This is a genomic window from Vitreoscilla massiliensis (assembly GCF_001457815.1).
GTDB lineage: Bacteria > Pseudomonadota > Gammaproteobacteria > Burkholderiales > Neisseriaceae > Vitreoscilla > Vitreoscilla massiliensis.
This window is the reverse complement of record NZ_LN898217.1, coordinates 310,731-330,977: the sequence shown is the minus strand read 5'-3', so window position 1 is coordinate 330,977 and position 20,247 is coordinate 310,731. Positions and strand designations below refer to the sequence as shown.

Annotated in this window: 34 protein-coding genes; all 34 read right to left on the bottom strand. The window is 43.8% G+C overall.

Going from position 1 to position 20,247, the window contains the following annotated elements; all coding sequences use genetic code 11:
* Positions 1-32: 32 nt before the first annotated feature.
* Positions 33-989, bottom strand: coding sequence for a transporter substrate-binding domain-containing protein (locus tag BN3003_RS03960; protein ID WP_058305428.1), 957 nt, complete (start codon positions 987-989; stop codon positions 33-35).
* Between the two features lie 207 nt (positions 990-1,196).
* Entirely contained in the window at positions 1,197-2,528 is a 1,332-nt protein-coding gene (gene miaB, locus BN3003_RS03955) for a tRNA (N6-isopentenyl adenosine(37)-C2)-methylthiotransferase MiaB (protein ID WP_058305427.1), read from the bottom strand.
* Positions 2,525-2,914: a hypothetical protein gene (locus tag BN3003_RS03950; RefSeq protein ID WP_058305426.1), complete on the bottom strand. Its 390-nt coding sequence runs from the start codon at positions 2,912-2,914 to the stop codon at positions 2,525-2,527. The genes miaB and BN3003_RS03950 overlap by 4 nt, the downstream gene beginning before the upstream one ends.
* 100 nt (positions 2,915-3,014) lie before the next feature.
* Entirely contained in the window at positions 3,015-3,389 is a 375-nt protein-coding gene (gene rplQ, locus BN3003_RS03945) for a 50S ribosomal protein L17 (protein WP_058305425.1), read from the bottom strand.
* A gap of 23 nt (positions 3,390-3,412) precedes the next feature.
* Positions 3,413-4,396 carry a DNA-directed RNA polymerase subunit alpha gene (locus tag BN3003_RS03940; RefSeq protein WP_058305424.1) on the bottom strand — a complete coding sequence of 328 codons (984 nt, stop codon included), beginning with the start codon at positions 4,394-4,396 and terminating at the stop codon, positions 3,413-3,415.
* A 26-nt stretch (positions 4,397-4,422) separates the two neighbouring features.
* Positions 4,423-5,043 carry a 30S ribosomal protein S4 gene (rpsD, locus tag BN3003_RS03935; protein ID WP_058305423.1) on the bottom strand — a complete coding sequence of 207 codons (621 nt, stop codon included), beginning with the start codon at positions 5,041-5,043 and terminating at the stop codon, positions 4,423-4,425.
* A 17-nt stretch (positions 5,044-5,060) separates the two neighbouring features.
* Positions 5,061-5,456, bottom strand: coding sequence for a 30S ribosomal protein S11 (rpsK, locus tag BN3003_RS03930; RefSeq protein WP_058305422.1), 396 nt, complete (start codon positions 5,454-5,456; stop codon positions 5,061-5,063).
* 18 nt (positions 5,457-5,474) lie between these two features.
* Positions 5,475-5,837 (bottom strand): 30S ribosomal protein S13, encoded by a 363-nt coding sequence (gene rpsM / locus BN3003_RS03925; protein ID WP_058305421.1) that lies wholly within the window; start codon positions 5,835-5,837, stop codon positions 5,475-5,477.
* 51 nt (positions 5,838-5,888) lie between these two features.
* Positions 5,889-6,002, bottom strand: a complete 114-nt coding sequence (gene rpmJ / locus BN3003_RS18330) for a 50S ribosomal protein L36 (RefSeq protein ID WP_003697674.1) — start codon at positions 6,000-6,002, stop codon at positions 5,889-5,891.
* A gap of 18 nt (positions 6,003-6,020) precedes the next feature.
* Complete coding sequence (infA, locus tag BN3003_RS03920) at positions 6,021-6,239, bottom strand: translation initiation factor IF-1 (protein WP_019959421.1); 219 nt, start codon at positions 6,237-6,239, stop codon at positions 6,021-6,023.
* 1 nt (position 6,240) lies between these two features.
* Complete coding sequence (gene secY / locus BN3003_RS03915) at positions 6,241-7,554, bottom strand: preprotein translocase subunit SecY (RefSeq protein ID WP_058305420.1); 1,314 nt, start codon at positions 7,552-7,554, stop codon at positions 6,241-6,243.
* Positions 7,555-7,565: 11 nt separating this feature from the next.
* Positions 7,566-8,003 carry a 50S ribosomal protein L15 gene (gene rplO / locus BN3003_RS03910; protein WP_058305419.1) on the bottom strand — a complete coding sequence of 146 codons (438 nt, stop codon included), beginning with the start codon at positions 8,001-8,003 and terminating at the stop codon, positions 7,566-7,568.
* A gap of 1 nt (position 8,004) precedes the next feature.
* Positions 8,005-8,190 (bottom strand): 50S ribosomal protein L30, encoded by a 186-nt coding sequence (gene rpmD, locus BN3003_RS03905; protein ID WP_058305418.1) that lies wholly within the window; start codon positions 8,188-8,190, stop codon positions 8,005-8,007.
* A gap of 1 nt (position 8,191) precedes the next feature.
* Complete coding sequence (rpsE, locus tag BN3003_RS03900) at positions 8,192-8,701, bottom strand: 30S ribosomal protein S5 (protein WP_058305417.1); 510 nt, start codon at positions 8,699-8,701, stop codon at positions 8,192-8,194.
* A 21-nt stretch (positions 8,702-8,722) separates the two neighbouring features.
* Entirely contained in the window at positions 8,723-9,076 is a 354-nt protein-coding gene (rplR, locus tag BN3003_RS03895) for a 50S ribosomal protein L18 (protein ID WP_058305416.1), read from the bottom strand.
* 14 nt (positions 9,077-9,090) lie between these two features.
* On the bottom strand, positions 9,091-9,624 hold the full coding sequence (gene rplF / locus BN3003_RS03890) for a 50S ribosomal protein L6 (protein WP_058305415.1): 534 nt from the start codon (positions 9,622-9,624) through the stop codon (positions 9,091-9,093).
* Between the two features lie 14 nt (positions 9,625-9,638).
* Complete coding sequence (gene rpsH / locus BN3003_RS03885; protein WP_058305414.1) at positions 9,639-10,031, bottom strand: 30S ribosomal protein S8; 393 nt, start codon at positions 10,029-10,031, stop codon at positions 9,639-9,641.
* Positions 10,032-10,049: 18 nt separating this feature from the next.
* Positions 10,050-10,355: a 30S ribosomal protein S14 gene (gene rpsN / locus BN3003_RS03880; protein WP_058305413.1), complete on the bottom strand. Its 306-nt coding sequence runs from the start codon at positions 10,353-10,355 to the stop codon at positions 10,050-10,052.
* A gap of 3 nt (positions 10,356-10,358) precedes the next feature.
* The gene (gene rplE / locus BN3003_RS03875; RefSeq protein ID WP_058305412.1) at positions 10,359-10,898 is read right to left on the bottom strand and encodes a 50S ribosomal protein L5; all 540 of its coding nucleotides are present in this window, start codon (positions 10,896-10,898) and stop codon (positions 10,359-10,361) included.
* Positions 10,899-10,913: 15 nt separating this feature from the next.
* Positions 10,914-11,237: a 50S ribosomal protein L24 gene (gene rplX, locus BN3003_RS03870; RefSeq protein ID WP_058305411.1), complete on the bottom strand. Its 324-nt coding sequence runs from the start codon at positions 11,235-11,237 to the stop codon at positions 10,914-10,916.
* Positions 11,238-11,249: 12 nt separating this feature from the next.
* Entirely contained in the window at positions 11,250-11,618 is a 369-nt protein-coding gene (gene rplN, locus BN3003_RS03865; protein WP_058305410.1) for a 50S ribosomal protein L14, read from the bottom strand.
* A gap of 180 nt (positions 11,619-11,798) precedes the next feature.
* Positions 11,799-12,062, bottom strand: coding sequence for a 30S ribosomal protein S17 (gene rpsQ / locus BN3003_RS03860; protein WP_058305409.1), 264 nt, complete (start codon positions 12,060-12,062; stop codon positions 11,799-11,801).
* The gene (gene rpmC, locus BN3003_RS03855) at positions 12,062-12,253 is read right to left on the bottom strand and encodes a 50S ribosomal protein L29 (RefSeq protein ID WP_058305408.1); all 192 of its coding nucleotides are present in this window, start codon (positions 12,251-12,253) and stop codon (positions 12,062-12,064) included. Before rpmC ends, rpsQ begins: the two co-directional genes overlap by 1 nt.
* Positions 12,253-12,669, bottom strand: a complete 417-nt coding sequence (gene rplP, locus BN3003_RS03850; protein ID WP_058305407.1) for a 50S ribosomal protein L16 — start codon at positions 12,667-12,669, stop codon at positions 12,253-12,255. Before rplP ends, rpmC begins: the two co-directional genes overlap by 1 nt.
* A complete protein-coding gene (gene rpsC / locus BN3003_RS03845; protein ID WP_058305406.1) occupies positions 12,653-13,354 on the bottom strand; it encodes a 30S ribosomal protein S3 in 702 nt (233 codons plus the stop codon). The genes rplP and rpsC overlap by 17 nt, the downstream gene beginning before the upstream one ends.
* A 9-nt stretch (positions 13,355-13,363) precedes the next feature.
* Positions 13,364-13,693 (bottom strand): 50S ribosomal protein L22, encoded by a 330-nt coding sequence (gene rplV, locus BN3003_RS03840; RefSeq protein ID WP_058305405.1) that lies wholly within the window; start codon positions 13,691-13,693, stop codon positions 13,364-13,366.
* An 11-nt stretch (positions 13,694-13,704) separates the two neighbouring features.
* The gene (gene rpsS, locus BN3003_RS03835; RefSeq protein WP_058305404.1) at positions 13,705-13,980 is read right to left on the bottom strand and encodes a 30S ribosomal protein S19; all 276 of its coding nucleotides are present in this window, start codon (positions 13,978-13,980) and stop codon (positions 13,705-13,707) included.
* Positions 13,981-13,984: 4 nt separating this feature from the next.
* Positions 13,985-14,818, bottom strand: coding sequence for a 50S ribosomal protein L2 (rplB, locus tag BN3003_RS03830; RefSeq protein WP_058305403.1), 834 nt, complete (start codon positions 14,816-14,818; stop codon positions 13,985-13,987).
* Between the two features lie 11 nt (positions 14,819-14,829).
* Complete coding sequence (gene rplW, locus BN3003_RS03825) at positions 14,830-15,141, bottom strand: 50S ribosomal protein L23 (protein WP_187119841.1); 312 nt, start codon at positions 15,139-15,141, stop codon at positions 14,830-14,832.
* Entirely contained in the window at positions 15,138-15,758 is a 621-nt protein-coding gene (gene rplD, locus BN3003_RS03820; protein WP_058305401.1) for a 50S ribosomal protein L4, read from the bottom strand. Before rplD ends, rplW begins: the two co-directional genes overlap by 4 nt.
* Entirely contained in the window at positions 15,758-16,393 is a 636-nt protein-coding gene (rplC, locus tag BN3003_RS03815) for a 50S ribosomal protein L3 (protein ID WP_058305400.1), read from the bottom strand. Before rplC ends, rplD begins: the two co-directional genes overlap by 1 nt.
* 148 nt (positions 16,394-16,541) lie before the next feature.
* Positions 16,542-16,853 (bottom strand): 30S ribosomal protein S10, encoded by a 312-nt coding sequence (gene rpsJ / locus BN3003_RS03810; RefSeq protein ID WP_019959443.1) that lies wholly within the window; start codon positions 16,851-16,853, stop codon positions 16,542-16,544.
* A 15-nt stretch (positions 16,854-16,868) separates the two neighbouring features.
* A complete protein-coding gene (tuf, locus tag BN3003_RS03805) occupies positions 16,869-18,059 on the bottom strand; it encodes an elongation factor Tu (RefSeq protein WP_058305387.1) in 1,191 nt (396 codons plus the stop codon).
* Positions 18,060-18,138: 79 nt separating this feature from the next.
* Complete coding sequence (gene fusA, locus BN3003_RS03800; RefSeq protein ID WP_058305399.1) at positions 18,139-20,244, bottom strand: elongation factor G; 2,106 nt, start codon at positions 20,242-20,244, stop codon at positions 18,139-18,141.
* Between the last annotated feature and the right edge of the window lie 3 nt (positions 20,245-20,247).

Sequence of the window (20,247 nt, the reverse complement as noted above, 5' to 3'; positions counted from 1 at the left end):
CGATGTTTCAGGCTGCCATGTTTGCAAATGAATTATGCGTCTTTATCGGTCGGATTGGCGATCAAGGCTTTGATGTCCTCCGACATTGGGAAATTCAAGTTAACATTTTTCGGTGGAATTGGAGATTCAAACCATTTTTTGTACATGGTATTGATTTCGCCAGAAGCGTAAGTCGCTTTGATGGCATCGTCTACCACTTGTTTGAACTCAGCATCGCCTTTGCGCATCATGCAACCATAGATTTCATGAATCGGCGCAGTACCGACGATTTGCCATTTGGCAGGGTCTTTGGCTTTGGATTTCTCACCTGCCAACAAGATGTCATCCATCATGAAAGCTGCAGCACGTCCGCTTTCCAACATCAAGAACGATTCAGCATGGTCTTTGGCAGAGATGATTTCACCTATGCCCAATTCTTGTTGGTGGGCTTTGATGTAGCGCTCAGAAGTGGTACCAGCGGTGGTCACCAATTTTTTGCCCTTCAAGTCTTTGAAGTCGGCAACGCCTGAATTGGTCGCGGTCAACAAACGTGAACCCACTTTGAAGAAGCCGGTAGAGAATGCCACTTGTTGTTGGCGCTCTTTATTGTTGGTGGTAGAGCCACATTCTAAGTCAGCAGTACCATTGGCAATGGATGGAATGCGGTTTTGGCTGGTCACCAACACATAGCGCACTTTCAAATCAGGTTTGTTCAATTTGGTTTTCACCGCTTCGACCACCTTCATTTGCAAGTCGTGTGCATAACCCACAGGCTGATTAGGAGTGTCAGCAATATAAGAAAATGGCACAGATGAATCGCGGTGTGCCAAGACGATTTCGCCAGATGATTTGATTTTGTCTAAAGTAGAACCAGCATTGCCGGCGGCGGCAGTATTGGTCGCACCAGATGCACCACCTTGAGTGTTGCTTGCACCTTTATCACCACAGGCGGCCAAAGCCAAAACCATTGCAGCGATACAAGATAAGCGGGTTGCTTGTGTCGTCAACATAATAATTAAACTCCTAATACTTCAATGATTGGATTATCTGATGACACCTGTTTTCTTTGTTATGTATTTTTGCAATTGTTAACAGATGCTCACTTTAATCATAATCTAGACTACAATTGATGACAATCATTTTTATTCTAGCTGCTATGCAACAAAAATGCGGCCTGTAAGCTTACAGGCCGCATTTTTTTGTTTCAATACACGGAACTAGTCTTCGTTTATCAACAAATTGCCGCGCAATGAGAAGGTAAAACTTTCTGTGATTTCGATGTCTACCATTTGGTGTATCAGTCGCGGATTCCCCACAAAATTCACCACACGGTTATTGGCAGTGCGTGCTTGCATTTGATTTGGGTCTTTTTTAGACACCCCTTCCACCAAACAACGCTGTACCGTACCGACCATAGAGGCATTGATGCGACGGGTTTCCGCTTCTATCACCTCGTTCAACGCCTCCAAACGACGTACTTTTTCATCATTTGGTGTATCATCGGGCAAATTCGCCGCCGGAGTACCCGGACGTGGGCTGTAAATAAACACATAGCTCAAATCAAAAGCAATGTCTTGCACCAGTTTTAAGGTTTGTGCAAATTCAGCCTCAGTTTCACCTGGAAAACCGACAATAAAGTCCGAACTTAAGCACAAATCAGGACGGTATTTGCGCAATTTGCGGATGATGGACTTGTATTCCAAGGCGGTATAACCACGCTTCATCGCCGATAAGACACGGTCTGAACCCGACTGAATCGGCAAGTGCAGATGCGACACCAATTTAGGCAAATCGCGGTAGCAGTCAATAATGGCTTCAGAGAATTCGCGCGGATGGCTGGTGGTAAAACGCATGCGCTCAATACCCGGTACTTCGTGGACGATGCGCAACAATTGGGCAAAATCACAAATGCCACCGTCCGGCATTTCACCGCGGTAAGCATTGACGTTTTGACCCAATAAATTCACTTCTTTCACGCCTTGTTGTGCCAAACCGACAATTTCAGTCAACACATCTTCTAATGGACGTGAAAATTCTTCGCCGCGCGTGTATGGCACCACACAAAAACTGCAATATTTGGAACAGCCTTCCATAATGGAAATAAACGCGGAACCGCCAGTGACTTTGGCCGCAGGAATGTGGTCAAATTTTTCAATTTCAGGAAAACTGATGTCGACTTGCGCTTTGCCTGTGTGTTTCTTATCGTCGATTAATTGCGGTAAACGGTGCAAAGTTTGTGGCCCAAACACCACATCCACATAGGGTGCACGCTCTACAATGACATCGCCTTCTTGTGAAGCGACACAACCACCGACACCAATAATGATATTAGGATTTTTTTCTTTGAATTTGCGCACACGGCCCAAATCAGAGAATACTTTTTCTTGCGCTTTTTCACGCACACTGCAGGTATTGAACAGAATGATGTCAGCGTTTTCTGGCTCACTGACCTGTTCTAATTCTTCATTTTCGGCCAACACCGACAGCATTTTGTCGGAGTCGTATTCATTCATTTGACAGCCGAAAGTACGAATGTAAACTTTCTTCATGGTTGTTTTGCTTCTCGTTGCTTCGCTATTTGACGAAATTGTTCGCGCTCACGATCGGTTAATATCCATATCTCATTGATATTGTTATAAGGGTCACGTTTTACAGCAACGACTTTACCGAGATGTCTGGATAACTTGTTATAAGTAATGAAGCGATTGCTTTCATCCTTAACTTTCACTGCAGCTGACATGTCAAAAATGCGAGATTTGTCTAACCAACCTAGGGTAAAAAACTTTAACCAAGAAAAACCATCAGGACTGAGTTCTATCTGTCGCTGTTGGTAGTTTTTCAATACCGCAATGTCCATATTGGTAGGCAAAGCACGCGCCGCCATGGCAACTTGCATCATTCCCAACAACACTGTCAACAGCAGAACTTTTTTCATGATAAGGCCTCAGTTAAGGTTTAAGTTGGCATCATATCAAAACTTCATACAAAACAAAAACCAACCCTAAGCTAGGGTTGGTTTTTGATGATACTTGTGATTACTCAGCAGCTTGAGCTGGTTGTTCAACCAATTCAACCAATGCCAAAGGTGCATTGTCACCTTTGCGGAAACCACATTTCAAGATACGCACATAACCACCATTGCGGTTAGCGAAACGAGGACCTAAGTCACCAAACAATTTCACAACCACATCACGGTCACGGGTACGGTCAAACGCCAAACGGCGGTTGGCCAATGAAGGTTTTTTGCCTAAAGTAATCAAAGGCTCAACAACACGGCGCAATTCTTTAGCCTTAGGCAAAGTGGTCACGATGGTTTCGTGAGTCACCAAAGAATTAGCCATATTGCGCAACATCGCATTGCGATGGCTGCTGGTACGGTTTAATTTTCGGTTAGCATTACGATGACGCATGTCATAATCCTTTAAAAGTCAACTTAGGGTTTCTCTAAGCCGGCTGGTGGCCAAGACTCAAGTTTTGAACCCAAGGTCAAACCTTTGGACGCAAGCACTTCTTTAATTTCATTCAAAGACTTACGACCTAAGTTAGGTGTTTTCAGCAATTCTGTTTCTGTGCGTTGAATCAAGTCGCCTATGTAGTAGATATCTTCTGCTTTCAAACAGTTTGCAGAACGAACGGTTAATTCCAAATCGTCTACAGGACGCAACAAGATAGGATCTACTGGTGGAGCTTTCTCAACCACTTCCTCAACAGGAGTGCCTTGCAAGTCTGCAAAAATAGACAACTGGTCAATCAAGATTTGGGCTGCACTGCGTACAGCTTGTTCTGGATCGACAGAGCCATTGGTATCGATATCGAGTACCAAACGGTCTAAGTCAGTGCGTTGTTCCACACGAGCAGGCTCAACATCAAAGCTGACGCGGCTTACAGGAGAGAAACTTGCATCCAATTGGATGGCACCAATTTCTTGGTTGTCGTCGCGATTGCGGCGGCCTGCAACTGATTGATAGCCACGACCGATATCCACTTTAATTTGCATATCAACCGCGCCATTAGATGACAAATGACAAATCACATGTTCAGGATTTAACACCTCAACATCGTGAGACAATTCAATGTCACCCGCAGTTACAACACCTTCACCACTTTTTTGCAACTTCAATACAACTTGTTGACGGCTGTGTAATTTGAAAACCACACCTTTCAGGTTCAGCAAAATATCAACCACATCTTCTTGCACACCATCAATGGTGGAGTACTCATGCAGAACACCGGCGATAGTTACCTCCGTCGGTGCTGCACCATTCATGGAAGAAAGCAAGATTCGACGTAATGCATTACCCAACGTATGTCCGAAACCGCGTTCAAACGGCTCCATAGACACCTTAGCACGCGTAGCGGAAAGAGTTTCTACTTCAATCGTACGCGGCTTTAAAAATTCAGATGCGTTGCTTTGCATTAAGCGATTCCTCAACAATCTAGCTATTATTTAGAGTAGAACTCAACGACCAATTGTTCTTTGATGTCAGCTGACAATTCAGAACGGTCAGGAACACTTTTAAATGTACCTTCTAATTTTTGAGCGTCGATGATTACCCAGCTTGGCAAGCCGATTTGAGTTGCCAATGCCAAAGCTTCTTGAATGCGAACTTGTTTTTTCGCTTTTTCGCGAACAGCCACTACGTCACCAGCTTTAACTTGGTAAGAAGGGATATTCACTACTTGGCCATTTACAGTAATGGCTTTGTGAGAAACCAATTGGCGTGCTTCAGCACGGGTAGAACCAAAACCCATACGGAAAACAACGTTATCCAAACGAGATTCCAACAATTGCAACAACAATTCGCCAGTAGAACCTTTGCGACGTTCAGCTTCCGCAAAGTAACGACGGAATTGACGTTCTAATACGCCGTAAATACGACGGATTTTTTGTTTTTCGCGCAATTGCAAACCGTAGTCAGACAAACGACCACGTTTAGCACCGTGTTGACCAGGTGCAGTATCAATTTTGCATTTTGAGTCGATAGAACGACGTGCGCTTTTTAAATATAAGTCGCTGCCTTCGCGACGAGCTAATTTACATTTAGGGCCAATATAACGTGCCATACTTTAACAACTCCGGATTAAATTCGACGTTTTTTCGGTGGACGGCATCCGTTATGTGGGATAGGCGTCACATCGGAAATGCTGGTAATTTTGAATCCAAGAGCATTCAGTGCACGTACAGAAGATTCACGACCAGGGCCTGGGCCTTTGATGCGAACTTCTAAGTTTTTTACACCATACTCTTGGGCAACTTTACCAGCTGCTTCTGCAGCAACTTGTGCTGCAAACGGTGTGCTTTTACGTGAACCTTTAAAACCAGCACCGCCAGAGGTAGCCCAAGATAATGCATTTCCTTGACGATCTGTGATGGTAATAATCGTATTGTTGAAAGAAGCGTGAACGTGCACGATGCCTTCAGATACGGTTTTACGTACTTTTTTGCGCACACGCGTAGCTGTGTTTGCTTTAGCCATTCAATAAATTCCTTTTAATTATTTCTTACCGGCAATCGCTTTGCGCGGACCTTTACGGGTACGAGCGTTAGTGCGAGTGCGTTGACCACGGCAAGGTAAGCCGCGACGGTGACGCATACCACGATAGCAACCCATGTCCATCAAACGTTTGATGTTCATGGTAACTTCACGACGTAAATCACCTTCAACTTCAAATTTCGCTACTTGCTCACGCAAAGATTCCAACTGAGCTTCAGTCAAATCTTTTACTTTAGTAGTAGTAGCTATGCCAGATTCTTGACAAATCAATCCAGCACGAGTCGCGCCAATACCGTAAATGGCTTGTAAGCCAATAACGATATGAGCGTTGTTAGGGATATTAACCCCAGCAATACGAGCCATATGTTATCCTTGAGGCAAATTTGCCCATTATATCAGAAAAGGTTTAAAAAATTAACCTTGACGTTGTTTGTGACGTGGGTCTGTGCAAATTACACGTACCACGCGATTGCGTCGAATAATTTTACAATTACGACAAATCTTTTTCACAGAAGGCTGAACACGCATCTGATGAATCCTTTCGTACTATTTGGTTCTAAATACTATGCGCGCACGACTTAAGTCATAAGGTGTCATTTCAACGGTAACTTTGTCACCTGGAGAAATCCGAATGTAGTGCATGCGCATCTTCCCTGAAATATGACCCAAAACCACATGATCATTTTCCAGTTTTACTTTAAAGGTGGCATTGGGCAACATCTCCAACACCTCCCCTTGCATTTGTATCGTATCTTCTTTAGCCATATTAACGCTTACCACCCAAACGTCCTTGCGAACGTTTCATTAAACTTTCATATTGGCTGCTCATGACATAAGAAGCAATTTGCGTCCTGAAATCCATGGTCACAACCACCATAATCAATAAAGAAGTACCACCCAAGTAAAATGGAACGTTAACCGCACTGGTTAAAAACTCGGGAATCAAACACACAATGGCAATGTAAATCGCACCAAAGAATGTTAAATTAAGTACCACTTTTTCCAAATATGCGGATGTTTGTTGACCTGGACGAATACCTGGTACAAAAGCACCACTCTTCTTCAAGTTCTCTGCCATTTCACGCGGGCTAAACACCAAAGCGGTATAGAAATAACAAAAGAAAATAATGGCACAAGCAAAAAAGATGATGAACAAAGGTTGGCCATGTTGCAGATAGCCTGCAATTTTACCAAACCAAGAAAGCTTATCATCCGCACCAAACCAACTTAAGATGGTTGTCGGAAACAAGATAATACTAGACGCAAAGATTGGAGGAATCACGCCTGCCATATTCAATTTGAATGGCATGAAAGTCGATTGACCTTGCATGATTTTATTACCAACTTGACGCTTAGCATATTGCACCGGCACCTTACGTTGAGCGCTTTCAACAAATACAACTGCATATGTTAAAGCCAAAGCACCGACCACAATTAACAAGGCCGTGAACCAACTCATAGAACCTTGACTAATCAGAGTCAATAATTTGCTGATACCTGCTGGAATACCAGCAGCAATACCCGCACAAATAATTAAGGAAATACCGTTACCAATGCCGCGTTCGGTGATTTGCTCACCCAACCACATCAGGAACATGGTGCCCGTAACCAAACACACAATTGTTGAAACAAAAAATTCAACTTTAGGCGTAACAACCATACCAGGCTGATTGTATAGAAACACAGCCGTACCAAATGCTTGTGCAGCAGCCAAAAGAACTGTCGCATAACGGGTATATTTGGTGATAGTACGCTTCCCTGCCTCACCCTCTTTTTTTAATTCTTTCAAAGAAGGGAGAATTTCTGAAGCCAACTGAATGATAATCGACGCAGAAATGTATGGCATGATGCCAATAGCAAAAATAGAGAAACGTTCCAATGAACCGCCAGCGAACATATTCAGCATACCAAACAAACCACTGTTGGCTTTGCTGAACAATTCGGTTAAAGCAGCTGCATCGACGCCAGGCACAGGAATATGAGCACCGATCCTAAAAACTACCAACGCACCTAATAAAAATAAGATGCGTTGTTTCAGGTCGGCAAACTTAGTAGAACCAGAGTTTTTTGGGTTTGCCACAATATTAAACCTTAATCAGACAGTTTACCGCCGGCAGCTTCGATCGCAGCTTTTGCAGAAGCAGTAGCTTTGATACCAGCACCCAATTGAACAGCACGTTCAATTTTACCAGTTGCGATTACTTTAACCACTTTTGCGTTTTGAGAAATCACTTGAGCTTGTTTCAAAGCCAACAAATCGATTTCTTCAACTGGCAAGTTATTCAATTGAGACAAAGTGATTTCGTCATTGAATTGAGCAGTTACTGATTTAAAACCGCGTTTAGGCAAGCGACGTTGCAAAGGCATTTGACCGCCTTCGAAACCTACTTTGTGATAACCACCGTTACGGCTTTTTTGACCTTTGTGACCACGGCCACAAGTTTTACCCAAACCAGAACCAATACCACGACCTACACGACGAGCGTAGTGAGTAGCACCTTCAGCTGGCTTAATTGTATTAAGTAACATGTTATTCCTCCACTTTCAACAAGTAAGAGATTTTATTGATCATGCCACGGTTTTCTGGAGTGTCTAACACTTCAACAGTGTGTTCGCGATGACGCAAACCCAAACCACGAGCACAAGCACGGTGTTTTTCAATACAGCCAATCAAGCTTTTAGCCAAAGTGACTTTGATTTTTTTAGTCTCAGCCATCTTATTCACCTAAAATTTCTTCAACAGTTAAACCGCGTTTAGCAGCAATATCTGAAGGTGTATACAATTTGCTCAAGCCATCCAATGTTGCGCGAACAATGTTGTACGGGTTGGTAGAACCGTGTACTTTTGCAGAGATATTGTGAATGCCCATAGCATCAAATACCAAACGCATAGGACCGCCAGCTTTCACACCGTTACCTTCTTTAGCAGGTTGCATGAATACTTTGGTAGCACCATGTTTACCAACAACTGCGTGATGAATGGTACGACCATTCAAAGGCACTTTGATCATGTTACGACGAGCTTGATCCATTGCTTTTTGTACGGCAACAGGTACTTCTTTAGATTTACCTTTGCCCATGCCGATACGACCATCACCATCACCAACTACTGTCAGTGCTGAGAAAGCCATAATACGGCCACCTTTAACCACTTTAGTCACGCGGTTGACTGCGACCATTTTTTCAATTAAGCCATCGCCGCGATCATCAATTTCGTGTTTTGCCATTTATAAACTCCAAAATTACTATTAGAAACTGAGGCCGTTTTCACGGGCAGCATCGGCTAATGCTTTTACACGACCATGGTATTTAAAACCAGCACGGTCAAATGCAACTTTTTCAACGCCTGCAGCTTTAGCAGCTTCAGCAATGCGTTTACCAACAAATTCAGCCGCTGCAACTGAGCTACCTGATTTCAAGTCGCCACGTACTGCAGTTTCGATAGTTGATGCTTGAGCCAATACTTTGTCGCCTTCAGCACTGATAATTTGGGCATAAATGTGATTGTTAGAACGATATACACTCAATCTTTCAATACCTAAGCCCGCGATTTTGGCACGGGTTTTACGTGCACGGCGGAGTCTTGCAACTTTTTTATTCATTTATCGAGCCTCAATTATTTTTTCTTAGTCTCTTTGATAACCACGTGTTCATCAGCATAGCGCACGCCTTTACCTTTATAAGGCTCAGGAGGACGATAACCGCGAATCTCAGCAGCTACTTGACCAACTTTTTGCTTATCAGCGCCAGTAATCACAATCTCAGTTTGAGAAGGAGTCACAGCGGTAATGCCTTCTGGCATTTCATAAGCGATAGGATGAGAGAAACCCAAAGACAAGTTCAAGGTTTTGCCTTGAGCTTGAGCACGGTAACCCACACCAATCAATTGCAATTTTTTCTCAAAACCTTCAGCAACACCTTTAACCATGTTGTTTACCAAGGCACGGAAAGTACCAGACATAGCATTAGATTGTTTGCTTTCGTTAGCAGCGGCGAAAGTCAAATGACCATCTTCCAAAGCAACGTTTACATCTTGAGACAAAGGCAAAGACAATTCACCATTTTTACCTTTAATGGTCAAAACGTCAGTACCAAATTTAACTTCTACACCAGCAGGGATAACAACTGGGTTTTTAGCAATACGAGACATTTAAACAATACTCCTTATGCTACTACGCAAAGCAATTCGCCACCAACACTGTTGGCACGTGCTTTACGATCAGTCATTACACCTTTAGAGGTGCTCACAATAGCCACGCCCAAACCATTCATTACAGATGGAATTTCGTTAGCTGCTTTGTACACACGTAAGCCTGGACGAGACACACGTTGGATGTGCTCGATTACAGGACGACCTGCGTAATACTTCAATTTGATTTCTAAGGTTGCTTTAACATCACCAGCAACGCTGTAATCTTCAATGTAACCTTCTTCTTTCAAAACTTGCGCAATAGCAGTTTTGATTTTTGAAGATGGCATTGCAACCGTGTTTTTGTTAACACGTTGAGCGTTGCGAATGCGGGTCAACATATCAGAAATTGGATCATGCATACTCATATCTTAAGCCCTCATTCATTACCAGCTTGATTTAATCACACCAGGGATTTCGCCACGCATTGCGATTTCGCGAATCTTAGTACGACCTAAACCAAATTTACGGAAAGTGCCACGTGGGCGACCTGTCAATGCGCAACGACGACGTTGACGAACTGGCATGGCATTACGAGGAATGCTTTGGAATTTTAAACGAGCTTCAAAACGTTCTTCATCTGAAGCGCTTTCGTCATTAATAACGGCAAAAATCGCTTCACGTTTAGCGGCAAATTTCTTAGCCAATGCTTCACGTTTTGCTTCACGATTAATTAGTGCTTTTTTAGCCATGAATTAACCTTTAAATGGGAATTTGAACAATGACAACAAAGCTTTCGCTTCTGCATCGGTTTTAGCAGTGGTGGTGATGGTAATATTCAAACCACGCAATGCATCAATTTTGTCATATTCAATTTCAGGGAAAATGATTTGTTCGCGAACACCCATGTTGAAGTTGCCGCTACCGTCAAATGATTTACCGTTTACACCACGGAAGTCACGTACACGTGGCAATGAAATGGTGATCAAACGATCCAAGAATTCAAACATGCGATCGCGACGCAAAGTCACTTTACAACCCACTGGGTAGTTATCACGGATTTTGAAGCCGGCGATTGATTTGCGAGCCAAAGTCACAACTGGTTTTTGACCAGCAATTTTTTCTAAATCTGAAACTGCGTGTTCCATTACTTTCTTATCTGCAACCGCTTCGCCTACACCCATATTCAAGGTGATTTTTTCGATGCGAGGTACTTCCATTACAGATTTGTAGTCGAATTGTTTCATCAACTCAGGAACCACGGTTTCTTTGTAAAAGTCGCTTAAACGTGCCATTCTTATCTCACCTTATTACGCGTCAATTTGAGCGCCGTTGGATTTAAACACGCGAACGCGTTTAACTTTGCCTTCAGTCTCAACCAATTTAATACCAACGCGGTCAGCTTTTTTGGTTTCTGGATTAAAAATCGCTACGTTAGAGATATTGATCGGAGCAGTTTTAGCAACGATACCACCTTCAACACCGCGCATTGGATTAGGTTTTTGATGACGTTTAACAACGTTAACGCCTTCAACCACTACTTTTTCACCCAAAACACGCAAAACTTTACCAGTAGCGCCTTTGTTTTTGCCTGTGATCACAACAACTTGATCACCTGATTTAATTTTAGCCATGATAAATCCTTCTTATAACACTTCAGGCGCTAATGAAACGATTTTCATGAAGCGTTCGTTACGCAATTCACGTGTCACAGGGCCAAAAATACGAGTACCGATTGGCTCTAATTTTGCGTTCAAGATAACAGCTGCGTTGTTATCAAATTTAATCAACGCACCATCAGCACGGCGAACACCTTTAGCAGTGCGAACCACTACGGCATTGTATACATCGCCTTTTTTAACACGGCCACGTGGAGCAGCGTCTTTAACAGTCACTTTGATGACGTCGCCAACAGTAGCATAGCGGCGTTTTGAGCCACCTAAAACTTTGATGCACATTACACGGCGCGCACCAGAGTTATCAGCCACATCAAGCATGGTCTGCATTTGTATCATTTAGATTACCTTTATATACCCAACTTAATTCAACTCATCATTCAAGCCATTTGCTTGAACACCCATAAGGTCAGATGAACCAGTCTTGGATCCCGAAGGGAGAGACAAAACTATAAGAAGCGAATCTTACCCCAATCTTTTGATTTAAGCAAGTATTCGCCTCTCGATAGCACCTAATAATTAAATGGTGTTGTTTTTTTCCACCAAAGTGGTCACAACCCAAGTTTTGGTTTTAGACAAAGGACGAGATTCAGCAATCGTCACAACGTCGCCAACCGCATACTCATTGTTTTCGTCATGCGCGTGGAACTTGTTTGAACGACGAATTACTTTGCCGTACAAAGGGTGTTTCACTTTACGTTCAACCAAAACAACAACGGTTTTGTCCATTTTGTCACTAACCACTTTACCGGTTAATGTACGAACATTTTTCTTTTCGCTCATTATTGACCAACCTTTTGGCTCAAGATGGTTTTGACACGAGCAATTTCACGGCGAACTTTTTTCAATTCGCTGCTTTTTTGCAATTGGTTAGTTGCAGCTTGCATACGCAAACCGAACTGAGCTTTCAACAAGCTAACCAATTCTTCATTCAATTGCTCAACAGATTTGTCGTGTAAATTCTTAGCACTCATTATTGACCTACCTGTCTAATAACAAAAACAGTAGAAATAGGCAATTTAGCTGCTGCTAATTCAAATGCTTCACGAGCCAATTCTTCTGACACGCCATCCATTTCATACAGCATTTTACCTGGTTGGATTTCTGCTACCCAGTACTCTGGAGAACCTTTACCGCCACCCATACGTACTTCAGCTGGTTTTTCAGTAATTGGTTTATCCGGGAATACACGAATCCAAATGCGACCACCACGTTTAATGTGACGGGTCATTGCACGACGGGCAGCTTCGATTTGGCGAGCAGTCAAACGACCACGACCTGTAGCTTTCAAACCGAAATCACCAAAGCTTACTTTATTACCGCGAGTTGCAACGCCAGTGTTACGGCCTTTGTGCTGTTTGCGATATTTCAGTCTAGTTGGCTGCAGCATTTCTACCACCTGCCTTTCTGTTTTTCTTTTCTTCAGGTTTTGCAGTTACTTGTGGTTGAGAACCAGCTTCACCTTTGTAAACCCAAACTTTAATACCGATGATACCGTAAGTAGTCAAAGCTTCGCTTGTAGCGTAATCAACGTCAGCACGCAAAGTATGCAAAGGCACGCGACCTTCACGGTACCATTCGCTACGAGCGATATCGATACCATTCAAGCGGCCTGAAGACATGATTTTGATACCTTTAGCACCAGCACGCATTGCATTTTGCATAGAGCGTTTCATGGCACGACGGAACATCACACGTTTTTCCAATTGACCTGCAATGTTGTCTGCAATGATTTGTGCATCCAACTCAGGTTTGCGGATTTCTTCGATGTTTACATGTACTGGCAAACCCAATAAGTTTTGCAAGTCACGTTTCAACACTTCAATGTCTTCGCCTTTTTTACCAATCACAATACCTGGACGGGCAGTGAAAATGGTGATTTTAGCTGACTTAGCTGGACGCTCAATCACGATACGGCCAACAGAAGCGTTTTTCAAACGTTTATGTAAGTAGTTGCGAACGTCGATGTCTTGTTTCAAAACAGCTGGAAACTCGCTGGTTTTAGCAAACCATTTTGAAGACCAATCTTTGTTCACCGCTAATCGGAAACCAGTTGGGTTAATCTTTTGTCCCATTGTTTTTCCTTAATTACCAACGGTCACAGTGATGTGACAAGTTTGTTTTTCAATGCGGTTACCGCGACCTTTAGCACGAGCTGAGAAACGTTTCAAGCTAGGGCCTTTGTCAACGAAAATTTCAACCACTTTCAATTCATCAATGTCAGCGCCGTCATTGTGTTCAGCATTTGCAATAGCAGAATCCAAAACTTTTTTAGTCAATTCAGCTGCTTTTTGTGGTGCAAATTGCAAAATAGTCAAAGCGGAAGCAACATCTTTGCCACGAATCAAGTCAGCGATCAAGCGAGCTTTTTGCGCTGAAATGCGTGCATTTTTGTGTTGTGCAGATACTTTCATCTATTCACTCCTTATTTCTTAGCTTTTTTATCAGCCAAGTGGCCTTTAAAAGTGCGAGTGAAAGAGAATTCGCCCAATTTGTGACCAACCATGTTATCGCTGATGTATACAGGTACGTGAGTACGGCCGTTGTGTACAGCAATGGTTAAACCAATAAAGTCAGGCAAAATGGTAGAACGACGTGACCAAGTTTTGATTGGACGTTTGTCGCTGCTTGCACGTGCTGTATCAACTTTTTTCAGCAAGTGCAGGTCTACGTAAGGACCTTTTTTCAATGAACGTGCCATCTAATTACCCTTTATTTGAAAAGCGGCGACGAACAATCATATTATTCGTGCGTTTGTTGCTACGGGTGCGGTAGCCTTTAGCTGGAGTACCCCATGGGCTAACTGGCTCACGACCTTCACCGGTACGACCTTCACCACCACCGTGTGGGTGATCCACTGGATTCATTACCACACCGCGTACGGTAGGACGAATGCCTTTCCAGCGATTAGCACCAGCTTTACCGATTTTCTTCAAGCTTTGTTCTTCGTTACCCACTTCACCGATGGTTGCACGGCAATCAACGTGGATTTTACGAATTTCACCTGAACGCAAACGCAATTGAGCGTAGATGCCTTCACGTGCCAATAACATCGCAGAAGTACCAGCAGAACGTGCAATTTGCGCGCCTTTACCTGGTTTCATTTCGATACAGTGGATAGTCGTACCAACTGGGATGTTGCGAATAGGCAAAGCATTGCCTACTTTAATCGCAGCTTCAGAACCAGAAACAACTTTAGCGCCGACTTTCAAACCACGAGGAGCAATGATGTAACGACGCTCACCATCTGCATAGCACAACAATGCGATGTGCGCAGTACGGTTTGGATCGTATTCAATGCGTTCAACAGTCGCTGGGATCGCATCTTTGTTGCGTTTGAAGTCAACAATACGGTAATGATGTTTGTGACCACCACCTTTATGACGGGTAGTGATACGACCACCATTGTTACGACCAGCGGTAGAGTTTTGTTTTTCTAACAAAGGAGCATAAGGAGCACCTTTGTGCAGACCTTCAGTGACTACACGGACCATGCCGCGACGGCCAGCAGAAGTCGGCTTCATTTTAACAATAGCCATTATACTTTTCCTTATTCTGCAGAAGCGGCAGCTGCTGCTTCAAGGTCTAATTGCTGACCTTCAACCAAGCTAACATACGCTTTTTTCACGTCGCTGCGTTTACCCATAGTACGACCAAAGCGTTTTTGCTTGCCTTTGGTAGTAGTGGTAGTCACAGAGGCAACTTGAACACCGAACAACAATTCAACAGCAGCTTTGATTTCAGTTTTGGTTGCATTAGGCAACACTTTAAAAGTCATTTGGTTGCGTTTTTCAGCAATCATGTTACTTTTTTCTGAAACAACAGGTGCCAGAATCACTTTCATTAAACGTTCTTGATTCATGCCCATTGCTCCTCTAATTGTGCAACCGCTTCTTTGGTTACAACAACTTTCTTAAAGCGCAATAAGCTGTAAGGATCTGCTTGTTGAGCTTCCAAAACCAAAACGTTGTGCAAGTTACGGCTAGATAAAAATACGTTTTCATCCAATTGTTTGGTCAAGAACAATACTTGATCCATACCCAAGTTTTTCACTTGTTCAGCAAAAGCTTTGGTTTTTGGAGAGTCAACGGTCAAATCTTCAACCACTACCAAACGGTCGTCACGAACCAATTGAGACAAAATGGTCGCCATACCAGCGCGATACATTTTACGGTTCACTTTTTGAGTGAAGTTCTCATCAGGTTTGTTAGGGAACGCACGGCCACCTTTACGCCAGATTGGAGACGAAGTCATACCAGAACGCGCGCGACCGGTACCTTTTTGACGCCAAGGCTTTTTGGTAGAGTGGTGTACTTCGGCACGGGTTTTTTGGGCACGGTTACCTGAGCGAGCATTCGCCAAGTAAGCAGTTACCAATTGGTGTACCAAAGCTTCGTTGTATTCACGGCCAAACAAAGCATCAGAAGCAGCTACATTGCCTGCAACTTCGCCGTTAGCGTTGATTAATTTCAATTCCATTACGCACCCGCTTTCACACTAGGACGTACCACGACATCGCTGTTAATCGCGCCAGGTACTGCACCTTTTACCAACAGTAAGTTGCGTTCTGCATCAACACGTACAACCACTAAGTTTTGTACAGTTGATTTGGTGTTGCCATATTGACCGGCCATGCGTTGACCTTTAAACACGCGACCTGGGTCTTGTGCTTGACCAATAGAACCTGGCACACGGTGAGAACGTGAGTTACCGTGAGAAGTACGTTGAGAATCGAAATTATGACGTTTGATGGTACCGGCAAAGCCTTTACCTTTAGAAGTGCCAGTGATGTCTACCAACTGACCTGCTTCAAACATAGATACTTCGATTACGTCGCCAGCTTTCAATTCACCAGCTTCGATTGCGAATTCGATTAAACCAGCACCAGCTTCCACACCTGCTTTTGCAAAGTGACCAGCTTCTGCTTTATTAACGCGATTCGCTTTTTTTGAACCAAATGCCACTTGAACAGCTTCATAGCCATCAGTGTCTTTGGTTTTAACCTGAGTGACGCGGTTAGCAGTCATTTCCAACACGGTTACTGGAACAGATGCACCCTGTTCGTCGAACACGCGAGTCATGCCTACTTTGCGCCCTACCAGACCTAAACTCATGTTTATTCCTTAATATAAAGGCGCCAATTACGATTGATTGGCAGTAATAAAAAAACGAACTCAGCAAAAATTTGCTGAGTTCGCAATCATACTACAACACTCCAATTTAAATCAATGTTTTAAATTAAAATATTGTTAGCAAGTGTGATTATTGTACTTTAATTTCAACATCCACGCCTGCAGGCAAGTCCAATTTCATCAATGCATCGGTGGTTTTATCAGTCCAATCAACGATATCCATCAAACGCAAGTGAGTGCGGATTTCCAACTGTTCACGAGAAGTTTTATTCACGTGAGGAGAACGCAAAATGTTGAAACGTTCGATTTTTGTAGGCAAAGGAATTGGACCTTTAACCACAGCACCAGTACGTTTAGCAGTTTCAACGATCTCTTGAGCAGAATGATCGATCAAGCTGTAATCATAGGCTTTCAAGCGAATACGGATTTTTTGGTTTTTCATCTCAATATTCCTAAATTATTTGATTACAGAAGCGACAACACCTGCACCAACGGTACGACCACCTTCGCGAATCGCGAAGCGCAAACCATCTTCCATGGCGATAGGCGCAATCAACTCTACAGTGATTGATACGTTTTCACCTGGCATTACCATTTCTACGCCTTCACCCAAAGTAACTGCACCAGTTACGTCAGTTGTACGGAAGTAGAACTGTGGACGGTAGTTAGCGAAGAATGGAGTATGACGGCCACCTTCTTCTTTAGACAATACATACACTTCAGCAGTGAATGTAGTGTGTGGTTTGATGGTGCCTGGTTTAGCCAATACTTGACCACGTTCAACGTCTTCACGTTTGGTACCACGCAACAACACACCTACGTTGTCACCAGCTTGACCTTCGTCCAACAATTTGCGGAACATTTCCACACCGGTACAAGTGGTTTTAACAGTGTCTTTCAAACCAACGATTTCGATCTCTTCGCCTACTTTTACGATACCGCGTTCGATACGACCAGTCACTACAGTACCGCGACCAGAGATAGAGAATACGTCTTCGATAGGCAACAAGAATGGTTTGTCAACAGCACGTTCTGGAGTTGGGATGTAAGAATCCAAAGCCGCAGCCAATTCCAAGATTGCTGGTTCGCCGATTGCTGATTGGTCGCCTTCCAAGGCTTTCAATGCAGAACCTTTGATGATTGGGCAGTCGTCGCCTGGGAAGTCGTAGCTTGACAACAAGTCACGGATTTCCATTTCAACCAATTCCAACAACTCTTCGTCGTCAACCATGTCACATTTGTTCATGAATACCAAGATGTAAGGTACACCTACTTGGCGACCCAACAAGATGTGTTCACGAGTTTGTGGCATAGGACCATCAGCAGCTGAACATACCAAAATCGCGCCATCCATTTGAGCCGCGCCAGTGATCATGTTTTTAACATAGTCGGCGTGTCCTGGACAGTCTACGTGAGCGTAGTGGCGAGTTTCTGTTTCGTATTCAACGTGTGAAGTGTTGATGGTAATACCACGTGCTTTTTCTTCAGGCGCGTTGTCGATTTGATCGTAGGCTTTAGCAGCACCACCAAATGCTTTAGACAATACTGTGCACAAAGCAGCAGTCAAAGTAGTTTTACCATGGTCAACGTGACCGATTGTGCCCACGTTTACGTGTGGTTTACTGCGTTCAAACTTTTCTTTAGCCATTTGACTAATTCCTTTTAAAGAACAATGAATCTTCAGTAAGCGGCCTGTAAGCTTTACAGGCCGCTTGATTCGTTAAAAATTAACCTTTGCGGTTTTCCATGATTTTTTCAGCAACGTTGTTTGGTGCTTCAGCATACTTTTTGAATTCCATAGAGTATGTTGCGCGACCTTGAGTAGCTGAACGCAAATCAGTAGAGTAACCAAACATTTCAGACAATGGCACTTCTGCACGGATTTTTTTGCCGCCGATACCATCATCATCCATACCCAATACCAAACCACGACGACGGTTCAAGTCACCCATCACATCGCCCATGTAGTCTTCTGGGGTTTCAACTTCTACAGCCATTACTGGTTCCAAGATGCAAGGGTTTGCGCGACGCATACCTTCTTTAAACGCCATAGAACCGGCCAACTCAAACGCGATTTGCGAAGAGTCAACGTCATGGTAAGAACCGAATACCAAGCGCACGCGAACGTCCACTACTGGATAGCCAGCCAATACACCGCTGTTCAAAGTATCACGGATACCTTTATCAACTGAAGGGATGAATTCTTTAGGAATCACACCGCCTTTAATTTCGTCGATAAATTCGTAACCTGCGCCACCTGGTTCCAAAGGTTCCATTTTGATCACTGCGTGACCGTATTGACCTTTACCACCAGATTGTTTCACGTGTTTACCTTCAACTTCCACTTCTTTGCGGATGGTTTCACGGTAAGCCACTTGAGGAGCACCAACGGCCGCTTCAACGCCAAACTCACGTTTCATACGGTCAACCAAGATCTCTAAGTGCAATTCACCCATACCAGAGATGATGGTTTGGCCAGATTCTTCATCGGTTTTCACACGGAATGAAGGGTCTTCTTTGGCCAAACGGTTCAAAGCCAAGCCCATTTTTTCTTGGTCGGCTTTGGTTTTTGGCTCAACAGCAACGTGAATTACTGGCTCTGGGAATTCCATGCGTTCCAAGATGATAGGAGCATCTTCAGCACACAAAGTCTCACCAGTAGTAACGTCTTTCAAACCAATCGCAGCAGCGATGTCACCAGCACGTACTTCTTCGATCTCGTCACGGTCGTTGGCTTTCATTTGTACCAAACGGCCTACACGTTCACGTGTGCCTTTAACAGAGTTGATGACAGTATCACCAGACTTCAACACGCCTGAGTAAACACGGATGAAAGTCAATTGACCCACGTATTTGTCATTCATCAATTTGAATGCCAACGCAGAGAATTTCTCTTCATCAGATGCTTCACGGCTGTCTGCTTCTTCAGTTTTAGGATTAATACCGGCTACTGGAGGAATGTCTGTAGGTGCTGGCAAGTATTCAACAACCGCGTCCAACATGCGTTGTACACCTTTGTTTTTAAATGCAGAACCACACAATACAGGTTGGATTTCGCCAGCCAAAGTACGAGTACGCAAAGCAGACACGATTTCTTCTTCAGTCAGCGTTTCGCCGCTCAAGTATTTTTCCATCAAGTCTTCAGTGGCTTCAGCCGCAGCTTCAACCATTTTTTCACGCCATTCTTCAGCAACGCTTACCAAATCAGCAGGAATGTCAGCATAGTCGAAAGTCAAACCTTGAGTGGCATCGTTCCACAAAATGGCTTTCATTTTCAACAAGTCAACCACGCCTTGGAAGCCGTCTTCTGCACCGATAGGTACCACTACTGGTACTGGGTTAGCGCGCAGGCGAGTGGCCATTTGCTCAACCACACGGAAGAAGTTAGCACCTTGACGGTCCATTTTGTTCACAAATGCCAAACGTGGCACTTTGTATTTGTTGGCTTGGCGCCATACAGTTTCAGATTGCGGTTGTACGCCACCCACTGCACAGTAAACCATTACTGCACCGTCCAATACACGCATAGAACGCTCTACTTCTACAGTAAAGTCTACGTGTCCTGGGGTGTCAATCACGTTGAAACGGTATTCAGGCAATGTGCCGCCCATACCTTTCCAGAATGTGGTTACCGCTGCAGAGGTAATGGTAATACCACGCTCTTGCTCTTGTTCCATCCAGTCAGTAGTTGCTGCACCGTCATGTACCTCACCCAATTTGTGGGTCATGCCTGTGTAGAACAAAATACGTTCTGAAGTAGTGGTTTTACCGGCGTCAATATGTGCGCTAATACCGATATTACGGTAGCGCGAAATAGGGGTTTTACGAGCCACGGT